Genomic DNA, 19,944 nt, shown 5'->3' on the forward strand with positions numbered 1-19,944 from the left:
GGAGCGGCTTCAGCCGCGATGCGCCATGCACACTTGGGCCTGTACACTCGTACATCCCTCCGCGCCCAAGGAGTACCACATGGTCCAGGATGCACGCCCCAGCGGCGCCCCGTTCAAGCGCCTGTTCTTCGCCCTGTCGGTCAGCGATGCCCAGCGTCGCGCCCTGGCCCAGTGGCGGCGCGAACTGAACCTGCGCAGCGGCAAGCCGGTGCCGACGGAGAACTTCCATGTCACCTTGCTGTTTCTGGGTGATGTAGATGCTGCCCTGGTGCCGGCGATTCGCGCCGCGGTCGAGCCGCTGCAGCGCCCGCAGGCGCCGCTGCGCCTGCAACTGGACCACTTGCAGGCCTGGCAACGGGCCAAGGCGCTGGTGCTGGCCCCGCAGCAGGCACCGGCGGCCCTGCGTCAGCTGGTGTACGCCCTGCAACAGGCCATGTTGCCCTTGGGTATCGAGGCGCAGGCGCGCGAGTACCGGCCACACCTGACACTGTCCCGGGACTTCCGCGCGCAGGTGCCGGAGGCCGCGCAGCCGCCTGCGTTTCTTCTCACGGCACGGCACTTCACCCTCTACGAGTCGCGCAAGGGCCGTTACTGGCCGCTGGCCGAGTGGCCCTTGGCGCAGTGAAAGCGGCGGCTGATCCCCAGCCCTTCGAGGAAGTCCTCATCGTGAGAGATCACCAGCAGGGCATTGGGATAGTCCGTCAGCACTTCCAGCACATGGGTGCGCATGCGCAGGTCGAGGTTGTTGGTGGGTTCGTCGAGTATCAGCAGTTGCGGCGGGCAGGCGGCGATGCAGGCCAGCGACAGGCGCGCCTTTTCGCCACCGGAGAGCGATTGCACGGGGGTCTGGACCGCGTCGCCGTCGCGGAACAGGAAGTCGGCCAGGTGCGTGCGCAACTGCTCGATGGACCAGGCCGGGACCAACTGCGCCAAGGCGTCCTGTACGCTGAGCCCGGTGGGCAGGGTGCTGTAGTGCTGGTCGATGTAGCCGATCTGCGCGGGCGGCGGGATCAGCCAGTCGCCTGTGCGCCACACCCGCGGATCGCCAAGGATGGCGCGGGCCAGGGTCGACTTGCCGCTGCCGTTGTTGCCGGTCAGCGCCAGGCGCTCGCCGCTGGCCAGTTGCAGGTCGATGCCGTCGAGCACGGGGCTGGTGTCGTAGCCGACGCTGCCGGCGCGCACCTGGATCAGCACCCGTGACCCCTGGCTCGCCGCCGGTAAGTGGAAGCGCGGGACGATCACCGGCTCCGGCCGCAACTCGGCCAGTTGTGCGCCGAGGTCGCGTTGCTGTTGCAGGATCTGCGCCTGCTTGCGCCCGGCCGTGGTGTTGCCGCGCCCCAGCTTGGTGGGCGAGCGCACGGTTGCCCACTTGCTGTTCTGGATCGCCTTGACACCCCGCTTGCGCGCATTGGCGGCGCGCGCCTGTTCCTGCATCAGCGCGTCGTGGGCATCGTCACGGGCGCGGCGCATTTCGCCGATGCGCTTGTCGAGCACGCCGCGTTGCAGGTTGCGTTCGGCCATGTAGTCGGCATAACTGCCGTTGAACACGTCGAGGCGCCCATGGTGCAGGTGCCAGAGGGTGTCGCAGGTCTGGTTCATCAACGCCACGTCGTGGGTGACCAGCACCAGGGTGCCATGGAAGTGCTCGAGCATGCGCGACAGCGAGCGGCGGTTGGCGGCGTCCAGGTGGTTGGTCGGCTCGTCCAGCAGCAGCAGGTCGGGGCCGAGGGCCAGGGCCTGGCTCAGCGCCTGGTTGACCCGTTGCCCGCCGCTGAGCGACGACTCGCCGTCGAGCACTTGCGCCACGTGGCCGATACGCAGGCCGCCATGACGCTCGACCTGCCCTTCGCTGGGCGCCAAGCTACCTTGCAGCAGGCGCAGCAGCGACGATTTGCCGGAGCCGTTGTCGCCGATGATGGCGATGCGTTGCCCCCATTCGATGCGGGCGTCGATGTCGCTGAAGCAGGTCTTGCGGCCATGGTTCAGGCTGATGCCGCGCAGTTCGATCATTGCCATTGGACTGGAGCCCTCCTGGGCGGGCCGTTCAGTGTCGTGGCCATGGCATCGAGGATGCAACGCCGGATAGCCGCGGCCTGAGGCCGGATGAAAAAGTGATCGCCGGCGAATCCGTGATGGCTGCAGCCGGCGCTGGTTTCGTCGGCCCAGGCCACCAGGTCGGTGCCGGGGACATGCGGGTCGTCGTGCCCGGCGAACACATGGATCGGCACCGGCAGCGGCGTCGACTGTCGATAGCGGTAGTCGCCCACCAGGCGAAAGTCGGCGCGCAGGGTCGGCAACACCAGGCCCAGCAGGTCAGGGTTGGCCAGCACGCCCGGTGGCGTGCCGTTGTAGCCGCGCAGGTGGGCCAGCAACTGCTCGTCGTCGAGGGTGTGCAAGGGCGGTTCGAGGCGGCAGGCCGAAGGCGCCGCACAGCCCGAGGCGAACAGCCGCAGCGGCAACGGCAAGCCCTGGCGATGCAGGCTACGGGTCAGTTCGAAGGCCAGCAGGGCGCCCAGGCTGTGGCCGAAGAAGGCGAACGGCAACCCATCGTCGGCCGCGCGCAGCACCTCCACCAGTTCAGTGACCAGCGCCGCGAGGTCGTCGCGAGCGGGTTCGGCCATGCGTGAGCCGCGCCCCGGCAGCTGCATCGCGCACAATTCCAGGTGCAGGCCCAGGTGCGGGTGCCAGGGCAGGTAGTCGGCGGCACTGCCGCCGGCATGGCTGAAGCAGAACAGGCGCAGGCGTGGCGCGGTCACGCTGCGGCGTACGAACCAGGTATCGCGTGGTGGCATCGGTTCATCCTTGGCGAAGCGACAGGGGTTCAGTCTGGCGCAGCAGCGCCAGGGGCAGATTGATCGACGGCAAGGCCGGTTGGAAGCGATGGCGGGTGGTCTTGTAGGGCAGCACCTGGCCGGCGGCGATGGTGCCGTAAAGGTACGCCAGGTCGAAGGCCTGGCCGTCGGCCCAGGCGTGCACGCTGACCCTTCGATCGCTGTAGTCGAGCAACACGCAAGGCAGGGTGCGCAGGCCCAGCAGGCGGGCCGCGTACAAGCGGTGGTTGCCGTCCATCACCAGGCCGCTGCGGCGCTCGATCGGTACCGCGCTGCACCACTGTTGCCGGTCGAGGATGGCCCGGGCCAGGGCGCGGGCGTGGCGTTCGTCGATGGCCTCGCTGGCGCGCAAGGTGTGGATGGCGGTCAGTTCGATGTCATAGCCATGATCCATGGGTCACCTCGCCAGGCGCAGGTCCAGCAGTGTCATGCCGTTTTCCAGGCGGTGCGACTCGGCCAGCGCCAGCCTGGCGTCCCTGGCCAGTGCCAGGTAATGCGCCTGGTCGCGCTCACGGCCCGGGCCGATCAGCAGGTTGTTCAGGTCCAGCCAGCGGGCCGGGTCGAAGCCGGCGCCAGGGGCGAGCATCAGCTCGACCAGCAAAAGGCGGCTGCCCGGCCCCATGGCGGCGGCGCAGCGGCGCAGCAGGGCGCACGCCTGGTCGTCATCCAGGCGGTGCAACTGGTGGGTCAGCAGGTAGAGGTCGGCGGCGGGCGGCAGCGCTTGCTCGGTGTGTTCGATGCGCACCAGGCGGGCGCCATCGCTCAGGTCGCAGACTGCCTGGATCGCCCGCTCCTGGGCCTTTGCGTCGGCGGCGAGGTAGTCGGCATGGATGCCCGGCTGGCGGGCGCGGCGTTCCAGGTATCGATAGTAGGGCTGGCCATGGCGTTGTTCGAACACCGGGTCGCCCAGGCGCACGGCCTGGTACAGGTCGCCCCAGCTGGCGTAGTGCTCGGCACCGTAGAGGCTGGCGGCCAGGTACTGCGACTGTGGATGGTCGCGACGCAGCAGCGCGGAGGCGCCGGCATGCACGAAGCCGTCGTCCTGTTCGGCGAACAGGCCGATGCCGCACAGCGCCCGCATCAGGCGCTGCAGGCCATCGGCCGGGCAGCCGCAGGCTTCGGCCAGGTGGTCCAGGGGGACCGGCTGCTGGTCGATGTGCTCGGCGATGCCCAGGCGCGCGGCGACATGGATCGCCTGGGATATCTGGAAGCCGAAGATCCACAGGCGCAACTGGCGGGCATCGGGCATGGTCGGGTGCTCCTCACTCATGGACAGGTTGACGGGGCAGCGCCATGGCCAGGGGCGCGGTGCGCTGGTGGAAGCGGCCAAGCATCAGCACCGCGCCAAGGCCGAAGGCCAGCAGCAAGCCGCCGTTGATGCCCCACAGGCCCAGCCCGCCGGGGAACGCCAGCAGGTAGCACAGCGGCATGCCGAGCACCCACAGCAGCGCCATGTTCAGCCACATCGGCGCCCAGACATCGGGCAGCCCACGCAGGGCCGCGAGCATCAGGTTGCGCAGGGCGTCCAGGGCCTGGCTGAAGGCGACCACGGCCAGCATGCCGGTGGCCAGCGTCGCCAGCGCCGGGTAGTCCGCCCGCGCAGGGTCGAGGTAGGCATCGATGATCGGGCGCGGCAGCAGCAGGTAGACCAGGGCCAGGGCGGCCATCACCGCGCCGACCAGCAGCGTCGCCGCGAGGCCGATGCGGCGCACCGCATGGCCGTCACCACGGCCCATGGCGCGGCTGATCAGCAGGGTGCAGGCCTGGCCCGCGCCCATGGGAATCATCAGCGCGACGGTGGCGCACTGGATGACAATCTGCTGCACGCTCAACGCGCCGACCCCCAGCCAGCCGACCATGATGTTCACCATGCTGAACGCCAGCAGCTCGCTGGCGAACTGCACGGTGATCGGCACACCCAGCACGAAGAACGCCTTGAGCCGGTCCGGTGCCCACAACTGCTCGCGGGTGAACAGCTGGTAAGGGCGCATGGCCGGCGCCAGGGCCAGGTAGCCGAGGGTCAGCAGCAGCACCACCCAGTTCATCGCCGACACGGCATGGGCCCAGCCGGCCATGCCCAGTGCTGGCAGGCCCCAGGTGCCGTGCAGCAGGGCCGTGCCGAGCAGCAGCACGCCTGCCAGGTTGATGGCGCTGAACACCATCACCAGGCGCCCCTTGCCGGCCGGGAAGAACAACTGGTGGCAGCAGGCGGTGCAGAGGAACGCCGGCATGCCCCAGGCCATGGCGCGCCAGTAGTCGGCGGTCAGCGCCTGCAGCGCTTCAGGCTCGCCCAGCAGCGGCATCAGCGTCGGCAGCGCCAGCAATGCCAGGGCGGCGAGCACGCCGATGGCCACGCTCATGAACAGGCCCTGGCGCAGGTCGACCCCCACGCCGCTGGCCTGGCCCTGGCCCAGCCGGCGGGCAATGCAGATGCCGGTGGCCAGCAACGGCGACAGGGCGATCACCTGGATGCTGGTGCACAGCACCGTCACCAGGGCGCCGGCGGCGACTTCGCGGGGCCCGAGGCGGGCGATCAGCAGCATGCCGATGACGTTCACGGCGATATGCAGCACGCGCACGCCGAGGATCGGCGTGGCCAGCTTGATGATTTCGCGGCACCAGGTGCCGAGTGTTGCGTCAGTCATTGCGGGTTCCTGGGCGGTGCGGCGTCAGTCCTGCAGGCTAGGGCGCCGGTGGTTGTGGCAACAGGTGCAAATACTCATGGTTCCGGTGAATCGCCGGGAATGTGCACGCGCACCAGGGTGAGGCCATGGCGTTCGTGCACGCTGACCTCGTGGCCAAGGATCGCGCACAGGCGCAGGACGATGGCCAGCCCCAAGCCGACGCCTTCCTGCGGGCAGGGGCCGTCGGGCGCGGCTTGGTAATAGGGGCTGAAGATCCGCTGGCGGTCTTGCTTGGCGATGCCGGGGCCATCGTCCCAGACTTCCAGGGCGACGCCGCGGCGGGTGCGACGGGCCGCCACCAGCACGCGGCCGCGGGCAAACTTGCAGGCATTGGCCAGCAAGTTCTCCATGACCCGTGCCAGGCGGTTGTGGTCGCTGCGCAGGGTCAAGGCGCTGGCGCGCACGCGCAGGTCGACGCCGCGCTCCAGGGCGACGTCCTCGAAGCCCAGCTCCAGCTCCTGGAGCAGCGACTGCACCTGCAAGGGGCGGCAATGCGGGGCCGTGCTGTCGTTGCGCAGACGGGCCAGGTCGAGGAAGTCACGCACGTAGGCCTGCAGGTTGAGCACCACGTAGAGGGTCTTGCCCAGCAACACGCGGCCTTCACGGGGGTCGCTCTGCTGCACGGTGTGCAACAGCAGTTGCATGGCATGCAGGCGTTGGCGGAAATCGTGGGACGCTTCCTGGAAGAAACGGCAATCGCGGTCGACCTGGCAGGCCAGTTCGCGACGTTGCCGGGACAACTCCTGGTTGTGACCACGCAGCTGGGCGAGGTTGCGCTCGAGTTCGTCGAACAGTTCCATGGCCCTGCCGCGCAAGGCCAACAGCACCGCCAGGCAGGCCAGTGTGAGTGCCAGCAGCGCCTGGCGGCCCAATGCCTGGTAGGGCGCCAGCACCGGTGCCAGCGCGCTGCCCAGCACCAGGGTCAGGTCGCTGTCGGGCAAGCGCCGGTAAGTCAGCAACTGGCTGTCGCCCTGGGCGTCTTCGGTGACGCTGCTGGCCACCCGTGCATGCCGGCTGCGCCGGTACGCCGAGGTGCGCGCCAGCGCTTGCGAGGTCGGTGCCGGCGTGCGCTCGCTGGCATAGGCGACACGCCCCTCGCCATCGAGCAGGTACAGCTGGCGATGGTCGCGCAGCGCGGGGGCCAGGTTGCCGTCCAGGTAGCGGCCAAGGGTTGCGGCGTCCAGATCGCGAGGCAGGCTGGCGACCATCTCGCAGGCGAGCATCTGCTGGGCGCCTTGCAGGTTGTCCAGCAACCCGGCCTTGAACCGCTGCAGGACGAAGCCGCCGAGCAGCACGAAGACCAGCGACAGGCCCAGGGTGAGCGCCAGGGCGATGCGCCAGGAGCGTGTGCGCGCCGAGGCCAGCGGCGGAGCCGAAGTTTCAGTGCCAAGCGGCTCTTGATGTGTCGTAGTCATGCAGGTACCCCAGGTCCATCGCGCGCGACACCGCATGGGTGCGGTTGGTCACGCCCAGTACACGCATCAGGCCGGTGACGTGGTTGTTCACCGTGCCCAGGCTCAGGCCCAGTTCCGCGGCGACCTCCTTGGAGGCCAGGCCGCGGTGCAGCAACTGGAGGATTTCCTGTTGCCGGCGGGTCAGGCGTACGGCCTCCGTGGGCGCCCGGTCGTCGCTGATGGGGAACGTCCTCTGGCCGTGCAGGATGTGTTGCATGGCCTGGGTGAAATCTTCCAGGTTGGCCGCCTTGACCACATACCCAAGCAAACCCATGGCCTGGACCTGCTGGCTCCAGTCCTGGTTGTGGGTGGCGGTCACCACGGCGCACTTTGCCGCCACGCCCAGGCGATGGAAAGTTCTGACCAATGAAAGTCCACAAGCATGCGGCACATTGATATCAAGTAATATACGGTGCCAGTCGCGTTCATGCCGGAACGTTTCGATGGCACTGGGGGCACTGTCGCAAATGAATACATTCAATGAGGTATCCATCTTCAACAGGAGTGTCCGGGTGGCATCGGCAACCAAGGGGTGGTCTTCCACAAGCAATATTCTTTTTGTTGTCTGAAAGTGCATCGTTGCAATCCTCATCGCCTGCACAAGGCATATCGCGGCAACAGCGAAGTTGGCGCCGTGAACGGCACCATGGCTTGTTTCGCGCAGCGCAGGGGGTGGTCAGAAGGTCGGATGGCAGGCCGCACGCAAAGCGGCAGTGAAATACCCGAGTGTCGGGGGGCGGGGATAGACGAACAATGAAAGGAGGTTGAGGCTTATCACGAAAACTCTTCCTTGATAACGAAAGTTCTGGGTCGGCCGCCGTGCCGAACGCTTCGCAGTCTAGTCCAGGTTGCCCGCATTGACACATGAAATGTGACTTGCGGTCGTGACTGCGGGCTCTTCGAAAAGTTTTATCGACTGGCAACTTTCCGAAGTTTCACCCGCCATCGAAAATGTTTAAACAGCGTGTTTACACAACTGTCGCCCCGCAGTCACGGGGCGACAGGGGCATTTCAATCCACCCAGCTGCCGTTGACGAATCCGCGGTAGTCCGCCGGCACGAACCACAGGAACAGGATGCCCAGGCGGCCCTGCTCGAGTTTCTCGCGCCAGTGCGGCATCTGCGGGTCGATCAGGTGGCCATCGCCGGGCAGCAGGCGCGCCTCGTGCACCTGGCGGGGCGTTTCCACACTGATGGGCCAGGCCAGTTGCCGGTCATGTTCCGGGCGCGCCTCGATGGGCAGCGACATCACCCAGGCGAAGGCCTGCACATCGTCCTGGTGACGTGGCAGGGTAGCGCCGTCCTGGTAGATGGTCAGAGCGTTGTGCCCTGGTTTGACCGGTTCGGCCAGCACCTGGTTGAGCAGGGTGCAGACCATGCCGTGCAGGTAGAAGGTGAATTCGTCGCGGTGGCACCAGAAACGCTGCTGGGTCTTGCCGTTGACCTTGTCGAGCAGGAGGAAGCGGCCCTCCATCATGAAGCGCAGGTAGCGGCGCGCGATCGCCAGCTCCAGGGGCGGCAGGACCTGTTCGAAGGTCACGCAGCCATCCTGGGCCATCCGTTGCGCCAGGGCATCCAGGCGCTGGCGCCAGGCCTCGCGGCGGGCCGCGAGGCTGGCGGGCTGATGCAGGATGCCCGCCTGCAGGAACAGCGCGCGGGTGGCCGGGTCGAGTGCCGCCGGTGTCGAGCGCCCCTCGCGCAGCGCATTCAGGGCGAGCTGTTGCTGCGCCGTCAGCCAGCGCATGGCGATGATGCCCCTGACCGGGTCCTCGACCCACAGGCTGGGGGCGCAGGACTGCGCCCAGGCCGGGTTGACCACCTGGCGGCGCAAGGGCTCGGGGATCTGTTCGAAACGGGAGTACAGCCCGGGTACCAGCGTCAATGAGTGGCTGTCGACGTCGGGGTCGGCGAGCAGCGTGTGGTAGTAGGCGGGCAGCTCGTCCAGCAAGGCCTGGTCGAGTTGGCAGCGCTCGGCGAGAAAACGCTCGCGCTGCGGCAGGCGCTCGATCGGGGTGACCAGGCCGTGCTTGCCCAGCCGGCGCCGGACCCGTGCCGGCAGGGCGCGGTAGGTGGGTTCGTCCAGGCCATTGGCGGCGATGCGCAGGGCATGCTCGGCATAGCCGGGCGCCCAGGCCGGCAGGATCACCTGCTCTTCGAGGAACTGTTCGGGGCGCTGGGTGTAGAACGCCATGAACACCAGCGAGGTGACATGGTAGTCACGCCCGCGAAACGGCACGCGCCGGAAACGCCCGCTGTCGAGCACGCGCCACAGGCGGCGCGCCCGGCCGCGCCAGCCGAGGTCGGCGACCGGGGCGAGGAAACCGTACTCGATCAGTTGTTCGAACAGGTGTTCCGGGTAGCGCCCGACCGTCTGCGCATCGACCTGGCCGCGCGCCAGGCGCACCAGCAGCTCGCACATCCGTGGTTGTTCGACCACCGCGAACGACACGTAGCGCGAGCGGGTGGCGTGGGTGCTGTAGTTGCGGAACCCGACGATGACCTTGCACAGGTCGTTGACCGCCCACTGCGGGCGGATCTCAATGGCTTGCATGGTGCTTCCTCCTTTTCAGGCCGGCCGCTTCAGCCAGCAGACGCGCGCCTCCCAGCGCATGACGAATCAGGTGTACCCGCCACTTCCAGCGACGCTTGTGGCGCACGCTGCCGCACAGGTGGCGCTCGGCGCCGTCGAGCAGGTCGCCGATCAGGGCGTCGTGCACCCAGCGCACCAGCAGGTGCCACATCAACCAGTGGTAGGGGCTCAGGCGCAGGCAGGTGAAGTGGCTCAGGCAGGTACGGCCGTCTTCCAGCGCCTGGATGCGCAAGCCATGCACGCCCTGGTAGCCCTGCGGGGCGATGAAGCGGAACTGCGCTTCGTGGCCGGGCTGGTAGTGCTCCAGGCGGTAGCGCGTTGCGCCGTGGCCACCGACGCTGCCCTCGCGCATGGGCCCTTCGAAGCGGTCGCGAGGCCAGGTGGCCTCGGGCCACAACGGCGAGCCCGGCGCGTCGAACCCCGCCAGCAGGCGCCCCACGGCGGCCGCGTCGCAGTGCAGCGGGCGCTGGTGCAGGCTGACCACGTTGGCCCGCTCCAGGGTCGCCAGGGCCTTGAGGGTGCGCGGCGTCATCGCCCACCTCCTGCGCTCAGCAGCGCCTGTTCCGCCTGGCGCCGGACCTCACTTTCCCCAGGCAACTGGCGGGCTTGTTCGAGCACCTGGCGCCAGCCTTCGGCGACGCCGCCCTGTTCCAGGCGCCGTGGCAACTGTTCCAGCCATTGCAGGGCCAGGCAGCGCAACTCGCGGGCAATGATGGCGAAGGCGATGAAACCGCCCTGGACTCGGTCGGCGCGCCTGGCGTCGGTGGTCACTGCGCGGATCGAGGTGCGCTGGGCCTCCTTGCGCACCTGCAGGCGCACCGGTTGGCGCACCGCATGCCCGGCGACAGTCACCTCGTAGTCGCCGTCGACGACGTGGCCACCGCCGCTGTGGGCCGCGCCGGGCAGCCAGTACACCGCGACCTGGCGCTGGTTGAAGAAGGCGATCTCGCGGCCGCGGTACTGGGCGAAGTCGGCGCAGCTGAAGTGCGTGAGCAGAAAACCGCGCTGGCTCGGGTGTGGGGTGACTGTGGGCAGCGCCGCGGGGTCGCAGCGATACATGCGCTCGAACAGCAGGTACAGCGGGTCGGCGCGCCAGGCCAGCCAGCGGTAGCGCACCTGGCGCAGGTGGTGTCGGGTCATTTCGAACATGTCGGCTCCTGGGCCTGGAGCAGCTGTTCCAGGTGGCGGATGGTGGGTTGGCGGTAGAACGCCTGCAGGCGCACCTTGCGGCCATGGGCCTGCTCGACCGCGGCGAGCATCTCGATGACTTTCAGCGACTGGCCGCCAAGGACGAAGAAGTCGTGGTCGACGCCGAAGCCTTCGCAAGCCAGGATGCGCTGCCAGAGCGTCTGCAACTGGTGTTGCAGGGGGCTGCTGGCGACGCTTGCCGGCGTGTCGTGGCGTGGTGCCTGGCCGTGCAGGCGGCGCAGGTCGGGCTTGCCGTTCTCGGTCAGGGGCATCTGGCCGATGATCAGCAGTTCGTCGGGCAGCATGTACGCGGGCAGGCACTCGGCCAGGTACTGGCGCAGTGTGGCGGGATCGCACGGCGGGGCAGTCGGGGTGTCGCTGCGCAAGCCACTGTGGCCGACCCAGATCGACGGGTCGTGATAGCAGGCGCGGTCATTGGCCAGGTCGACTTCGACCGGTTGCAGGGCTTCTTCGAGCTGCCAGGGGCCAGGCCGGTCGAAGGTCACGCCGGTCCAGGCCCGCCATTGCGCCAGGCTGCCTTCTATGCGCTGGGAGCGGGGGGCCACGCCCAGCTCGCGGGCACCCAGGCGCAGGTGCACGCGCAGCCAGAAGTCCAGTGGCTCGCCCTGGCTGTCGCGGGTGTCCGCCCACTGCTGCACCGGCATGCCCGCCGGCATGCCCACCGGCCGCACCGGGCCGAGGAAATGCTCCAGCCCGTGGCGTGTGGCCAGGGCCCGGAAGCCCTTGGCCAGGGTGCTGGCCAGGCCTTGCCCCTGGCAGTGCTCGGCGACGATGCCGGCCAGCCCCACCACGGTATTGGGGGGAATACCCGCCTGGTGCTGGTGCAGCGCCAGTTGCAAGGCGGCGTCCCAGCCCTCCGGCACGCTCTGCTGTTCGCCGTCCCAATGCAGCGGGACACCGTTGGCGACGCAGGCGACCTGGTCGTTGTCGTCGACCAGGCAGAACTGATAGTGCGGGAACAGGCTGTACAGGGACTCCCAGTGCGCTTCCAGCACCGGGCTGCCGGCGAAATAGCGCGGCCATGTACCCTGGTGGATGAGGTTCATGTGCACGCGCAGCTCCGGGCGTTGGGCCACGCTGAACTGGCGCAGCACCTGGTTGCGCGCCTCGATGCGTGCCACCTGGCGTTCGCGCAGCTCGACGAAGGCGCGCAGGCGGCCCCCGTCCTCCTCCTGCCAGGTGACGGCCGCGCGGGCAACGTCGGGGTGGCTGGCCAGGGCCGACTCGATATCGCCCAGTTCAACTCGGTTGCCGCGCACCTTGACCTGGTGGTCGAGGCGGCCGATGTAGTGCACCAGGCCCTCGCCGTCGAAGCGCGCCAGGTCGCCGGTGCGGTATAGCCGCAGCGCGGGCTGGCCGGGCAGCAGGGCCTTTTCGAAGAACGCCAGGCGGGTCTGTTCCGGGGCCTGCCAGTAGCCCGGGCTCAGGCCCGTGGAGGCCAGGCACAGCTGGCCGGGGACGCCGATCGGCAAGGGCTGGTCGTGACGGTCGAGGATGAAGGCCTGGACGTGGGGCAGTGGCTTGCCGATGGGCACCCGCTCGCCCGCGCAGGGCTGCCCGCAGTCATGCCACAGGGCGTCGACGGTGGCTTCGGTGGGGCCGTAGTGGTTGGCCAGGCGGCAGTCGAAGGTGGCCAGGGTGCGCTCGGCCAGTGAGCGGTGCAGGGCCGCGGCGCCGCAGATGATCAGGCGCAGGTCGGGCAGCCGCTCGGCGCCGCGCCGTGCGGCCTCGACCAAGGCCTCGAGCATGGCCGGCACGGTCTGCAGTGCAGTGATGCGTTGCTCGCGCAGCACCTGCAACAGGTTGTCGGCGGTGCGGGCCAGCCCCGCAGGCCAAGGCACCACCTCGGCACCGGCGCAAAGCGGCCAGAGCATATCCAGCAGCGAGGCGTCGAAGGTGGGCGCGGTCCAGAACAGCATGCGCTCGCCGGGTTTCAGGGCGTACCTGGCCTGGGTGGCCTGGACCAGCGCCAGCAGCCCGGCGTGCCCGGCGGGTATGCCTTTGGGGGTGCCGGTGGTGCCGGAGGTGAACAGCAGGTAGGCCAGCTGCCCAGGGGTGGCCTGGCTGGCCAGGCGTGGTTGCCCGGGCGCCTGGCGGGGCAGGTGCTCCATGACCAGCACCGGCCTGGCCAGTTCTTGCGCCTGGCGTTGCCAGGCCTCGCGGCTGACCACCCAGCGCATCCCGGCCTGGGTGGCCACTGCTTGCAGGCGACTCGCTGGCCAGTCCGGGTGCAGTGGCACATAGAGCGCGCCGAGCCTGAGGATGGCCAGCAGGGCGATTACCGCTTCGGCGCCGCCGTCCAGCAATACGCCGACGGCCTGGCCCCCTTCGATGCCGTGACCGGCGAGAGCCCGGGCCAGGTGATCGACCTCGCGGGCCAGGGCCGCCCGCTCGAGGCTGCCGTCAGTGGTGGCCAGTGCCGGGGCCGCAGGGTTCTGGCGGCCCTGGGCCTCGATCAGGTCGAGCACGGTGCCGGTGGCCGGATCGGCGAGTGGGGTGGGTGGGTTGAAACCTTGCAGGACCTGCCGCGCAGCCTCGTCGGACAGCAGCGGGTAGCTGGCCAGGGGTTGCCCTGGGTCGGCGATCACCGCCTGGAACAAGGTCTGCAGGCTGTCCAGCAGGCGTTCGACGGTGGCGGCGTCGAACAAGTCGCTGTTGTAGGTGCAGAAGAACTTCACGTCGCTACCCACCGGGTCGAGGCCGATGGCCAGGTCGAAGCGCGCGCCGTGGTTTTCGGCGGCGAAGATTTCCTTGGGGTACAGCTGGCCCTGGCCCAGGTCGATGCTGACGAAATCGGACTTGTCGTTCTGCACCCCGGCCATCACCGAGAACAGCTTTGGCCGCGACAGGTCCTTGTGGTGGTCGAGGGCCTCGATCACGTTGACGCAGGGGTAGCGGTAGTGCTCGAAAGCTTCGAGCACCGTGCCGGCGACCTGTTCGAGCAGGGTGGCGAAGGTCATGTCGGGGGCGATCCGCGTGCGGATCGGCATGGGCACGGCATAGCAGCCCAGGTTGCCCTGGTCCTGGGGCGAGCGCCCGGCGATCGGGCAGCCGAGCACCAGGTCGTCCTGGCCGCAGACCCGGTGCAGGTACAGGTTCAGCGCCGCCAGCAGGAACATGAACGGCGTGCTGTTGCGGTTGGCGCAGAAGCGCCCGAGGTCGCGGGCCAGCGCCCGTGGCAGCCAGGTCTTGGCGGTGTTGCCGTTGTAGGTCTGCACCACTGGGCGCGGGCGGTCTGTGGGCAGTTCCAGGGGCGCGGGCAAGTCGGCGAACTGGGCCATCCAGTAGCGCCGGTGAACCTCAAGCTCACCGCTGTGCAGCGCTTCGTTGCTGCGCCTGGCGTAGTCGAGGAAGCTGCCGCGCAGGGGCGGCAGTTGCGCCTGCCGCCCCTGGCAGGCGGCGGTGTAGAGGCTGGCGAACTCGCGGATCAGGTTCAGCGTGCTGGTCTCGTCCCAGATGATGTGGTGCACGGTGAACAGCAACTGATACTCGTCGCCCGGGTAAGCCACCAGGTGCAGGCGGTAGAGCACGTCGTTGGCGAAGTCGAACGGGGCCAGGGCGTACTCCCGGGCCAGCCGTTCCTGCTCGGCCAGCACCTGCTCCGCGGCCAGCCCGGTACGGTCGATGAACAAGCGCGCCGGGTCGAGCACCTGGGGTTCGCCCAGGTACTGGCCGGGGCGGCCCTCGGCATAGCCCAGGCGCAGGCGGAACACATCGTGGCGATCAAGCAGTTGTTGCCAGGCGGCCAGGAACGCGGTGCGGTCGACCCGGTCGAGGAAGAAGTGGTTGAAGCTGACGTTGTACACCGCGCTTTCCGGCGCCAACTGGTAGGCGAACCACTCGGGGATCTGGCTTGGGGCCAGCTCTTGCAGGCTCATACGCGCTCCTCCAGCGCCTGGGCGCAGTGTTCGCAGAGTTCGGCGATGCTTGGGTGATTGAACAGGTGGGTCACTTGCAGGCCCTGGCCAAGTACTTCGCGGCAGCGGCTGGTCAGTTCCACCGCCAGCAGCGAGTGGCCGCCGAGCAGGAAGAAACTGTCGTCGATACCCACCCGCTCAGTGCCCAGCAGTTCGCCCCAGATTTCACTCAGGCGCTGCTCACGTTCGTCGCGCGGGGCGCGGTAGGGCAGTTCGCCGGCCTGGTCGAAACTGGCCAGCGCGGGCAGCGCGGCGCGGTCGATCTTGCCGTTGGGCAACAGGTCGAAGGCATCGAGCAGGCACACGGCGGCGGGCACCATGTAGTCCGGCAGGTGCTGGCGGCAGAACGCGCGCAGGCTTTGCGCGGAGGGGGCGGGGCGTTGCGGGGCGATGACATAGGCTGCCAGTTGCTGCTGCCCGTTGCCGTCCAGGGCCCCCACCACCAGGCTTTGCTCGACTGCCGGGTGGCGGCGCAGCACGGCCTCGACCTCGCCGGCCTCGATGCGACAGCCCCGGACCTTGAGCTGGAAATCGCAACGGCCCAGCATGTGCAGGTTGCCGGCGGTGTCCCAGCGCCCCAGGTCGCCGGTCTTGTACAGGCGGGCGCCAGGGTGGTTGTCGAACGGGTCGTCGATGAAGCGCTCGGCGGTGCGCACCGGGTCCTGGTAGTAGCCTTGGCCGACGCACAGGCCGCCGATGTGGATCTCGCCGACGACGCCCGCCGGTACCCGCCGCAGGCTGGCGTCGAGCACGTACAGGCGGGCATTGCCGATCGGGCGGCCGATCGGCTGGTAGGGCTGGGTGCTCTCGGGGGCCGCATGCAGGCACAGGTGGGTCACGTCATCGGAACACTCGCTGGGGCCGTAGGCATTCATCAGCGCGGTACCCGGGCAGTGTTCGAACCAGCGGCGGGCCAGGGCGGTGGCCAGCGGCTCGCCGTTGCTGATCATCCAGCGCAGCCGTGGCAGCGCGCGTGGCTGGCGCTGCAATTCGTCGAGCAGCAGCTCCAGGTGCGAAGGCACGGTCTCGACCACGCTGACCTGGCACGCCTCGAGCTGTTCGCACAAGGCGTGCGGTTCCCAGGCCTGAAGGCCGGTGAGCACGCGGGTGCGGGCGCCCGGCAGGAGGGCGACGAGGAACTGCCAGACCGCCACGTCGAAGGTCTGCACGGCAATCTGCGCCACGCAGTCGTCGCGCCCGAGGTTCAGGTCGTGGGCCTTGGCCTGCAGATGGTTGATCATCCCCAGGTGGCTGACCATGGCTGCCTTGGGCTCGCCGGTGGAGCCCGAGGTGAAGATCAGGTAGGCGGTGTCGTCAAGCTCGCTGGCGGGGGCTTCGAACCAATCGGCGGGCTGCCGGTCGAGGCTGGCGGGCTCCAGGCACAGTGCGGCGCAAGGCGCTTGCAGGTGCTCGAGCGCCGGTGCGCTGGCCGGGTCGCAGAGGATCAGTGCCGGCTCGCTGCGTTGCAGCATGCGCCCATTGCGCTGGCTGCCCTGGGCCGGGTCGAAGGGCACGAACGGTGCCCCCAGCTTGAACAGGGCGAGCATGGCGGCGAGGTAATGGCAGCCACGGCCCATGAACAGGGCCACCCGCTGGCCCTGGGTCACCCCCTGCTGGCGCGCGGCGTGGGCGATCCGGTTGGCCAACTGGTCCAGCTCGAGGTAGCTCAGGCGCTGGCCTTCATGTTCAACGGCGATGGCCTCGGGCTGCACCGCCACCCAGTCGGCCAGGCAGGTCAGCAGGTGGCGGTCGGGGAGCGGGTCCTGGCTGGCGCTGCCCCAGCGGCGCAGGCAGGCTTTTTCGTCGTCACCCAGCATCTCGAGCTCGCCCAACCTGGCCTGGGGCGTGGCCATGGCCGACGCCAGCAGGGTGCGCAGGTGGTCGACCATGCGCACGGCGAAGGCATCGTCGAACAGTTCGGCGTTGTATTCGATCTGGCCGGTGATTGCACCGGGGCTGTCCTCCAGCGCCAGGGTCAGGTCGAACTTGGTGTAGCCGCTGGCGCGCGGCAGCGGCTCGACGCTGGCGCTGCCCAGGGCGAAACGCTGGGCCATGGCCTGCTGCAGGACGAACTCGACCTGGAACAGGGGCGCATGGCTGGTGCTGCGCGGTGGCTGCACGGCTTCCACCACGCGGTCGAACGGTACGTCCTGGTGGGCATAGGCGGCCAGCGCCTGTTGCTTGACCTGCTGCAGGAAGGTGTCGAACGGCAACTCGGCGCGCGGTTGGTTGCGCATCACCAATGTGTTGACGAAGAACCCCACCAGCGCCTCGGTTTCCTGGGGAAAACGGTTGGCGACAGGCGATCCGACGAGGATGTCTTCGCTGGCGCTGTAGCGCGACAGGAGGATGTTGAACACCGCCAGCAACAGCATGTAGGGCGTCACCCCCTGGGCGCGGGCGAAGCGCCGCAGTTGCGCGCTCAGTTCGCCGGGCAGGGCCAGGCGCAGGGTCTTGCCGGCGTAGCGCTGCTGCGCCGGGCGTGGGTGGTCAAGGGGCAGGGCGAGCAGCGCGGGGGCGTCGGCCAGTTGCGTGCGCCAGAACGCCAGTTGGTTGTGCAGCCGCTGTTCGTCGAGCCACTGGCGTTGCCAATGGGCGTAGTCGCGGTACTGCACCTCCAGCGCCGGCAGCGGCGACGGCTGGCCCTGGCTGAAGGCCTCGTAGAGCTGGCCGATCTCGCGCAGCATCACGCCCATCGACCAGCCGTCGCAGGCGATATGGTGCACGGTCAGCGACAGCAGGTGGTGGCGGCTGTCCAGGCGCAGCAGGTGGGTGCGCAGCAGCGGCGCGCGGGCCAGGTCGATCGGGGCGTCGGCCTCGCCACGCAGCCAGTCCAGTGCCTGTCGCTCATCGGCCATCTCGAGGATCGGCAGTTCCAGGCGTGCAAGGGCATCGCAGCGGGCCTGGGGCTGGCCGTCGATTGGCTCGACCACTGTGCGCAGCACGGCATGCCGTTGCACATGCGCCTCGATCGCCCGGCGCAGGGCCTCGACATCGATGGCGCCGCGCACGCGCAGGGCGCAGGGCATGTTGTACAGGCCGCCGACCGGCTCCAGGCTCTGGTGCAACCAGAGCCGCTGCTGGGCGGCCGACAGGCAGGGGGGCGCGTCGCTGGCCTGCAGCCCGCCGTTGGCTCGCCGGCGCCGTTGCAGCAAGCTCTGCTGCACCTGGGCCAGGTGGTGTGGATCCTGTTCTGTTGGGTTCATCGTCACATCCCTTTGCTGGTGGTTGCGCTCATGCCTGGTCGGCCTGGTAGGGGCGGGGGAAGAAGTCGCTCACCCGCAGGTGCGGCTGTGCCGCGCAGTCGTGGTGGATGGCCCGGGCCACGGCGAGGTCGAGCACGCCCATGCCGAAGGGCGAGAAGATCCTGGGCCGGGTCGGGTCCGGGGTGACCTTGCCGCGCAGTGCCTCGCTGATGTCGCCGGCGATGAAGCGCTGGTGGCCTGCCTGCAGCCAGGCCAGCTCCAGCGAGGTGGCGGCCTTGAGGCAGTGGCTGACGTTGTCGGCGAGGTTCTGCGCCTGCAGCACCACATTGGTGGCCAGGTCGCGCAGCGACAGGTGCAGCACGGTGGGGGCGTGGGCGAACCAGTGCGCCTGGTCGATGCCTGGGCGCACCGCCGAGGTGGCGAACAGCAGCAGGTCGCTCTCGCGGACACAGGTTTCCAGCGGCGCCACCCTGGCTTGCAGCCCCTGCGCCTGGCAGCGTTGGCGCAGGTGTTCGGCGCGCGCCGGGTCGAGGTCGCACAGGCTGACCCGTTCCAGTGCCCAGCCCGATTGCTGCAGCAGGCACAGGGTGCGCCAGGCGATCGGCCCGCAGCCGACCACGCCGAAGTGGGCGCTGTGCCCTGGGGTGGGGTGCAGGCAGCGTGCGCCGAGTACCGCCGAGGCCGCGGTGCGCGCGGCGCTGATCAGGCTGCCTTCGAGGCAGGCCAGTGGGTAGCCGGTGCGGCGGTCGTTGAGGATGATCAGCGCCGAGGCGCGGTCCAGGCCGTGGCGGGTGTTCTCCGGGAAGCTGGCGATCCACTTCAGGCCGGCGACCGGCTGCGCGTCGTCGAGCACCGCGGGCAGGGCGATGATGCGGTTGCGGTCACTGTCGGCGAAGCGCAGGAAGTGGCTGTCGGGGTTGCCGGCGAGGCCCTCGGCGGCGTCCAGGTAGGCCTGGGCGACCAGTTCCAGCAGGCGCCCGGGGTTGGCCTGCAGCCAGGCTTCGATGGGCGCTGCGCCAAGGATCGACAGCGCGGGTGGGTGATGGATGTCCATGGTGTTCTCCTGGCGCTCAGGCGCACGATTCGGCGGCGACGGGGTGGGCGGCGCGCAGCTGGGGGAAGTGACGTTGCACCCACTCGGGGTTGTAGAGGGTGTCGACGTAGCGGTCGCCGAGGTCGGGGGCGATGGCCACCACGCAGGCGTTCGGGGCGATATGCCGGGCATGGCGACGCACGCCGGCCAGTACCGTGCCGGAGGAGCCGCCAAGCAGGATCCCGCGCCGGGCAAGGTTCTGGCACATCGCCACGGCTTCCTCCTCGGGCACCATCAACAGTTGGTCGTGGCGGCAGTGCCGGCGGATCTCTGGCGGCTGGCTGGTGCCCAGCCCGGGAATATGGCGCGGCCCGGACGGGTGGCCGAAGGTCACCGAGCCGACGCTGTCGACCGCCACCACCTGGGTGTGCGGCGAGTGTTCGCGCAGGTAGCGCGACACCCCGGCCAGGGTGCCGGTGGTGCCGGCGCCGACGAACACCAGGTCGGGGTGGGGGAACTGACGCAGGATCGCCGGGCCGGTGCTGAGCATGTGGGCCTCGACGTTGTTGATGTTGCCGTACTGGTTGGTCCAGACCAGGTGCGGGTCCTCCGCGAGCAGGCGTTCGATCAGGGCGATGCGGCTGCCCAGGTAGCCGCCGTTGCGGTCACGCTGTTCGACGATGACCAGGCGCGCCCCGTAGGCACGGATCAGCTTGGCGGTCTGCGGCGAGATGTTCGGGTCGCTGACGCAGGTGAACGGGTAGCCCTTGCTGGCACAGACCATCGCCAGGGCCAGGCCGAGGTTGCCCGAGGAGCTTTCCACCAGGGTCTTGCCGGGCCCCAGGCGGCCTTCGAGTTCCAGGCGCTCGACCATGCGCAGGGCCGGCTTGACCTTGATCGAGCCGCTGAGCGAGAAACCTTCGAGCTTGACGAACACCGGCGCGTGGGGCAGGACTTCGCGCAGTTCGAGGAACACGTCGTCGAACACCAGGTCGGCGGGAGAGGAAATCACCATGCTTGC

15 protein-coding genes are annotated in these 19,944 nt (G+C 69.0%); 1 reads left to right on the forward strand and 14 read right to left on the reverse strand.

Annotated features, from left to right (window positions below; translation table 11 throughout):
* The first annotated feature begins 79 nt into the window (after positions 1–79).
* Entirely contained in the window at positions 80–625 is a 546-nt protein-coding gene (gene thpR, locus NGM28_RS03170; RefSeq protein ID WP_240063321.1) for an RNA 2',3'-cyclic phosphodiesterase, read from the forward strand.
* Here thpR and NGM28_RS03175 read toward each other — a convergent pair.
* From NGM28_RS03175 to sbnA, 14 genes are all read right to left on the reverse strand, one after another.
* Positions 589–2,016 (reverse strand): ABC-F family ATP-binding cassette domain-containing protein, encoded by a 1,428-nt coding sequence (locus NGM28_RS03175; protein ID WP_252088655.1) that lies wholly within the window; start codon positions 2,014–2,016, stop codon positions 589–591. The genes thpR and NGM28_RS03175 overlap by 37 nt on opposite strands.
* On the reverse strand, positions 2,007–2,792 hold the full coding sequence (locus tag NGM28_RS03180; protein WP_252088656.1) for a thioesterase II family protein: 786 nt from the start codon (positions 2,790–2,792) through the stop codon (positions 2,007–2,009). Before NGM28_RS03180 ends, NGM28_RS03175 begins: the two co-directional genes overlap by 10 nt.
* A gap of 4 nt (positions 2,793–2,796) precedes the next feature.
* Positions 2,797–3,225, reverse strand: a complete 429-nt coding sequence (locus tag NGM28_RS03185; protein ID WP_240063324.1) for a ParB N-terminal domain-containing protein — start codon at positions 3,223–3,225, stop codon at positions 2,797–2,799.
* A gap of 3 nt (positions 3,226–3,228) precedes the next feature.
* Entirely contained in the window at positions 3,229–4,080 is an 852-nt protein-coding gene (locus NGM28_RS03190; protein ID WP_252088657.1) for a methyltransferase family protein, read from the reverse strand.
* Between the two features lie 13 nt (positions 4,081–4,093).
* The gene (locus tag NGM28_RS03195; protein ID WP_252088658.1) at positions 4,094–5,476 is read right to left on the reverse strand and encodes an MATE family efflux transporter; all 1,383 of its coding nucleotides are present in this window, start codon (positions 5,474–5,476) and stop codon (positions 4,094–4,096) included.
* Positions 5,477–5,550: 74 nt separating this feature from the next.
* Complete coding sequence (locus NGM28_RS03200) at positions 5,551–6,930, reverse strand: sensor histidine kinase (protein WP_252088659.1); 1,380 nt, start codon at positions 6,928–6,930, stop codon at positions 5,551–5,553.
* On the reverse strand, positions 6,896–7,561 hold the full coding sequence (locus NGM28_RS03205) for a response regulator transcription factor (RefSeq protein WP_345791116.1): 666 nt from the start codon (positions 7,559–7,561) through the stop codon (positions 6,896–6,898). The genes NGM28_RS03200 and NGM28_RS03205 overlap by 35 nt, the downstream gene beginning before the upstream one ends.
* 419 nt (positions 7,562–7,980) lie before the next feature.
* Positions 7,981–9,519: a hypothetical protein gene (locus NGM28_RS03210; protein WP_240063328.1), complete on the reverse strand. Its 1,539-nt coding sequence runs from the start codon at positions 9,517–9,519 to the stop codon at positions 7,981–7,983.
* The gene (locus NGM28_RS03215; protein WP_240063329.1) at positions 9,506–10,090 is read right to left on the reverse strand and encodes an SRPBCC family protein; all 585 of its coding nucleotides are present in this window, start codon (positions 10,088–10,090) and stop codon (positions 9,506–9,508) included. Before NGM28_RS03215 ends, NGM28_RS03210 begins: the two co-directional genes overlap by 14 nt.
* Positions 10,087–10,707, reverse strand: a complete 621-nt coding sequence (locus NGM28_RS03220; protein WP_252088660.1) for a hypothetical protein — start codon at positions 10,705–10,707, stop codon at positions 10,087–10,089. Before NGM28_RS03220 ends, NGM28_RS03215 begins: the two co-directional genes overlap by 4 nt.
* Positions 10,695–14,645 carry a non-ribosomal peptide synthetase gene (locus tag NGM28_RS03225; protein WP_252088661.1) on the reverse strand — a complete coding sequence of 1,317 codons (3,951 nt, stop codon included), beginning with the start codon at positions 14,643–14,645 and terminating at the stop codon, positions 10,695–10,697. The genes NGM28_RS03220 and NGM28_RS03225 overlap by 13 nt, the downstream gene beginning before the upstream one ends.
* Entirely contained in the window at positions 14,642–17,890 is a 3,249-nt protein-coding gene (locus tag NGM28_RS03230; RefSeq protein ID WP_252088662.1) for a non-ribosomal peptide synthetase, read from the reverse strand. The genes NGM28_RS03225 and NGM28_RS03230 overlap by 4 nt, the downstream gene beginning before the upstream one ends.
* A 28-nt stretch (positions 17,891–17,918) precedes the next feature.
* On the reverse strand, positions 17,919–18,944 hold the full coding sequence (sbnB, locus tag NGM28_RS03235) for a 2,3-diaminopropionate biosynthesis protein SbnB (protein WP_252088663.1): 1,026 nt from the start codon (positions 18,942–18,944) through the stop codon (positions 17,919–17,921).
* Between the two features lie 16 nt (positions 18,945–18,960).
* Complete coding sequence (sbnA, locus tag NGM28_RS03240) at positions 18,961–19,938, reverse strand: 2,3-diaminopropionate biosynthesis protein SbnA (protein WP_252088664.1); 978 nt, start codon at positions 19,936–19,938, stop codon at positions 18,961–18,963.
* Positions 19,939–19,944: the final 6 nt, after the last annotated feature.

It is taken from the genome of Pseudomonas sp. MWU13-3659, assembly GCF_023757525.1.
GTDB lineage: Bacteria > Pseudomonadota > Gammaproteobacteria > Pseudomonadales > Pseudomonadaceae > Aquipseudomonas > Aquipseudomonas entomophila_E.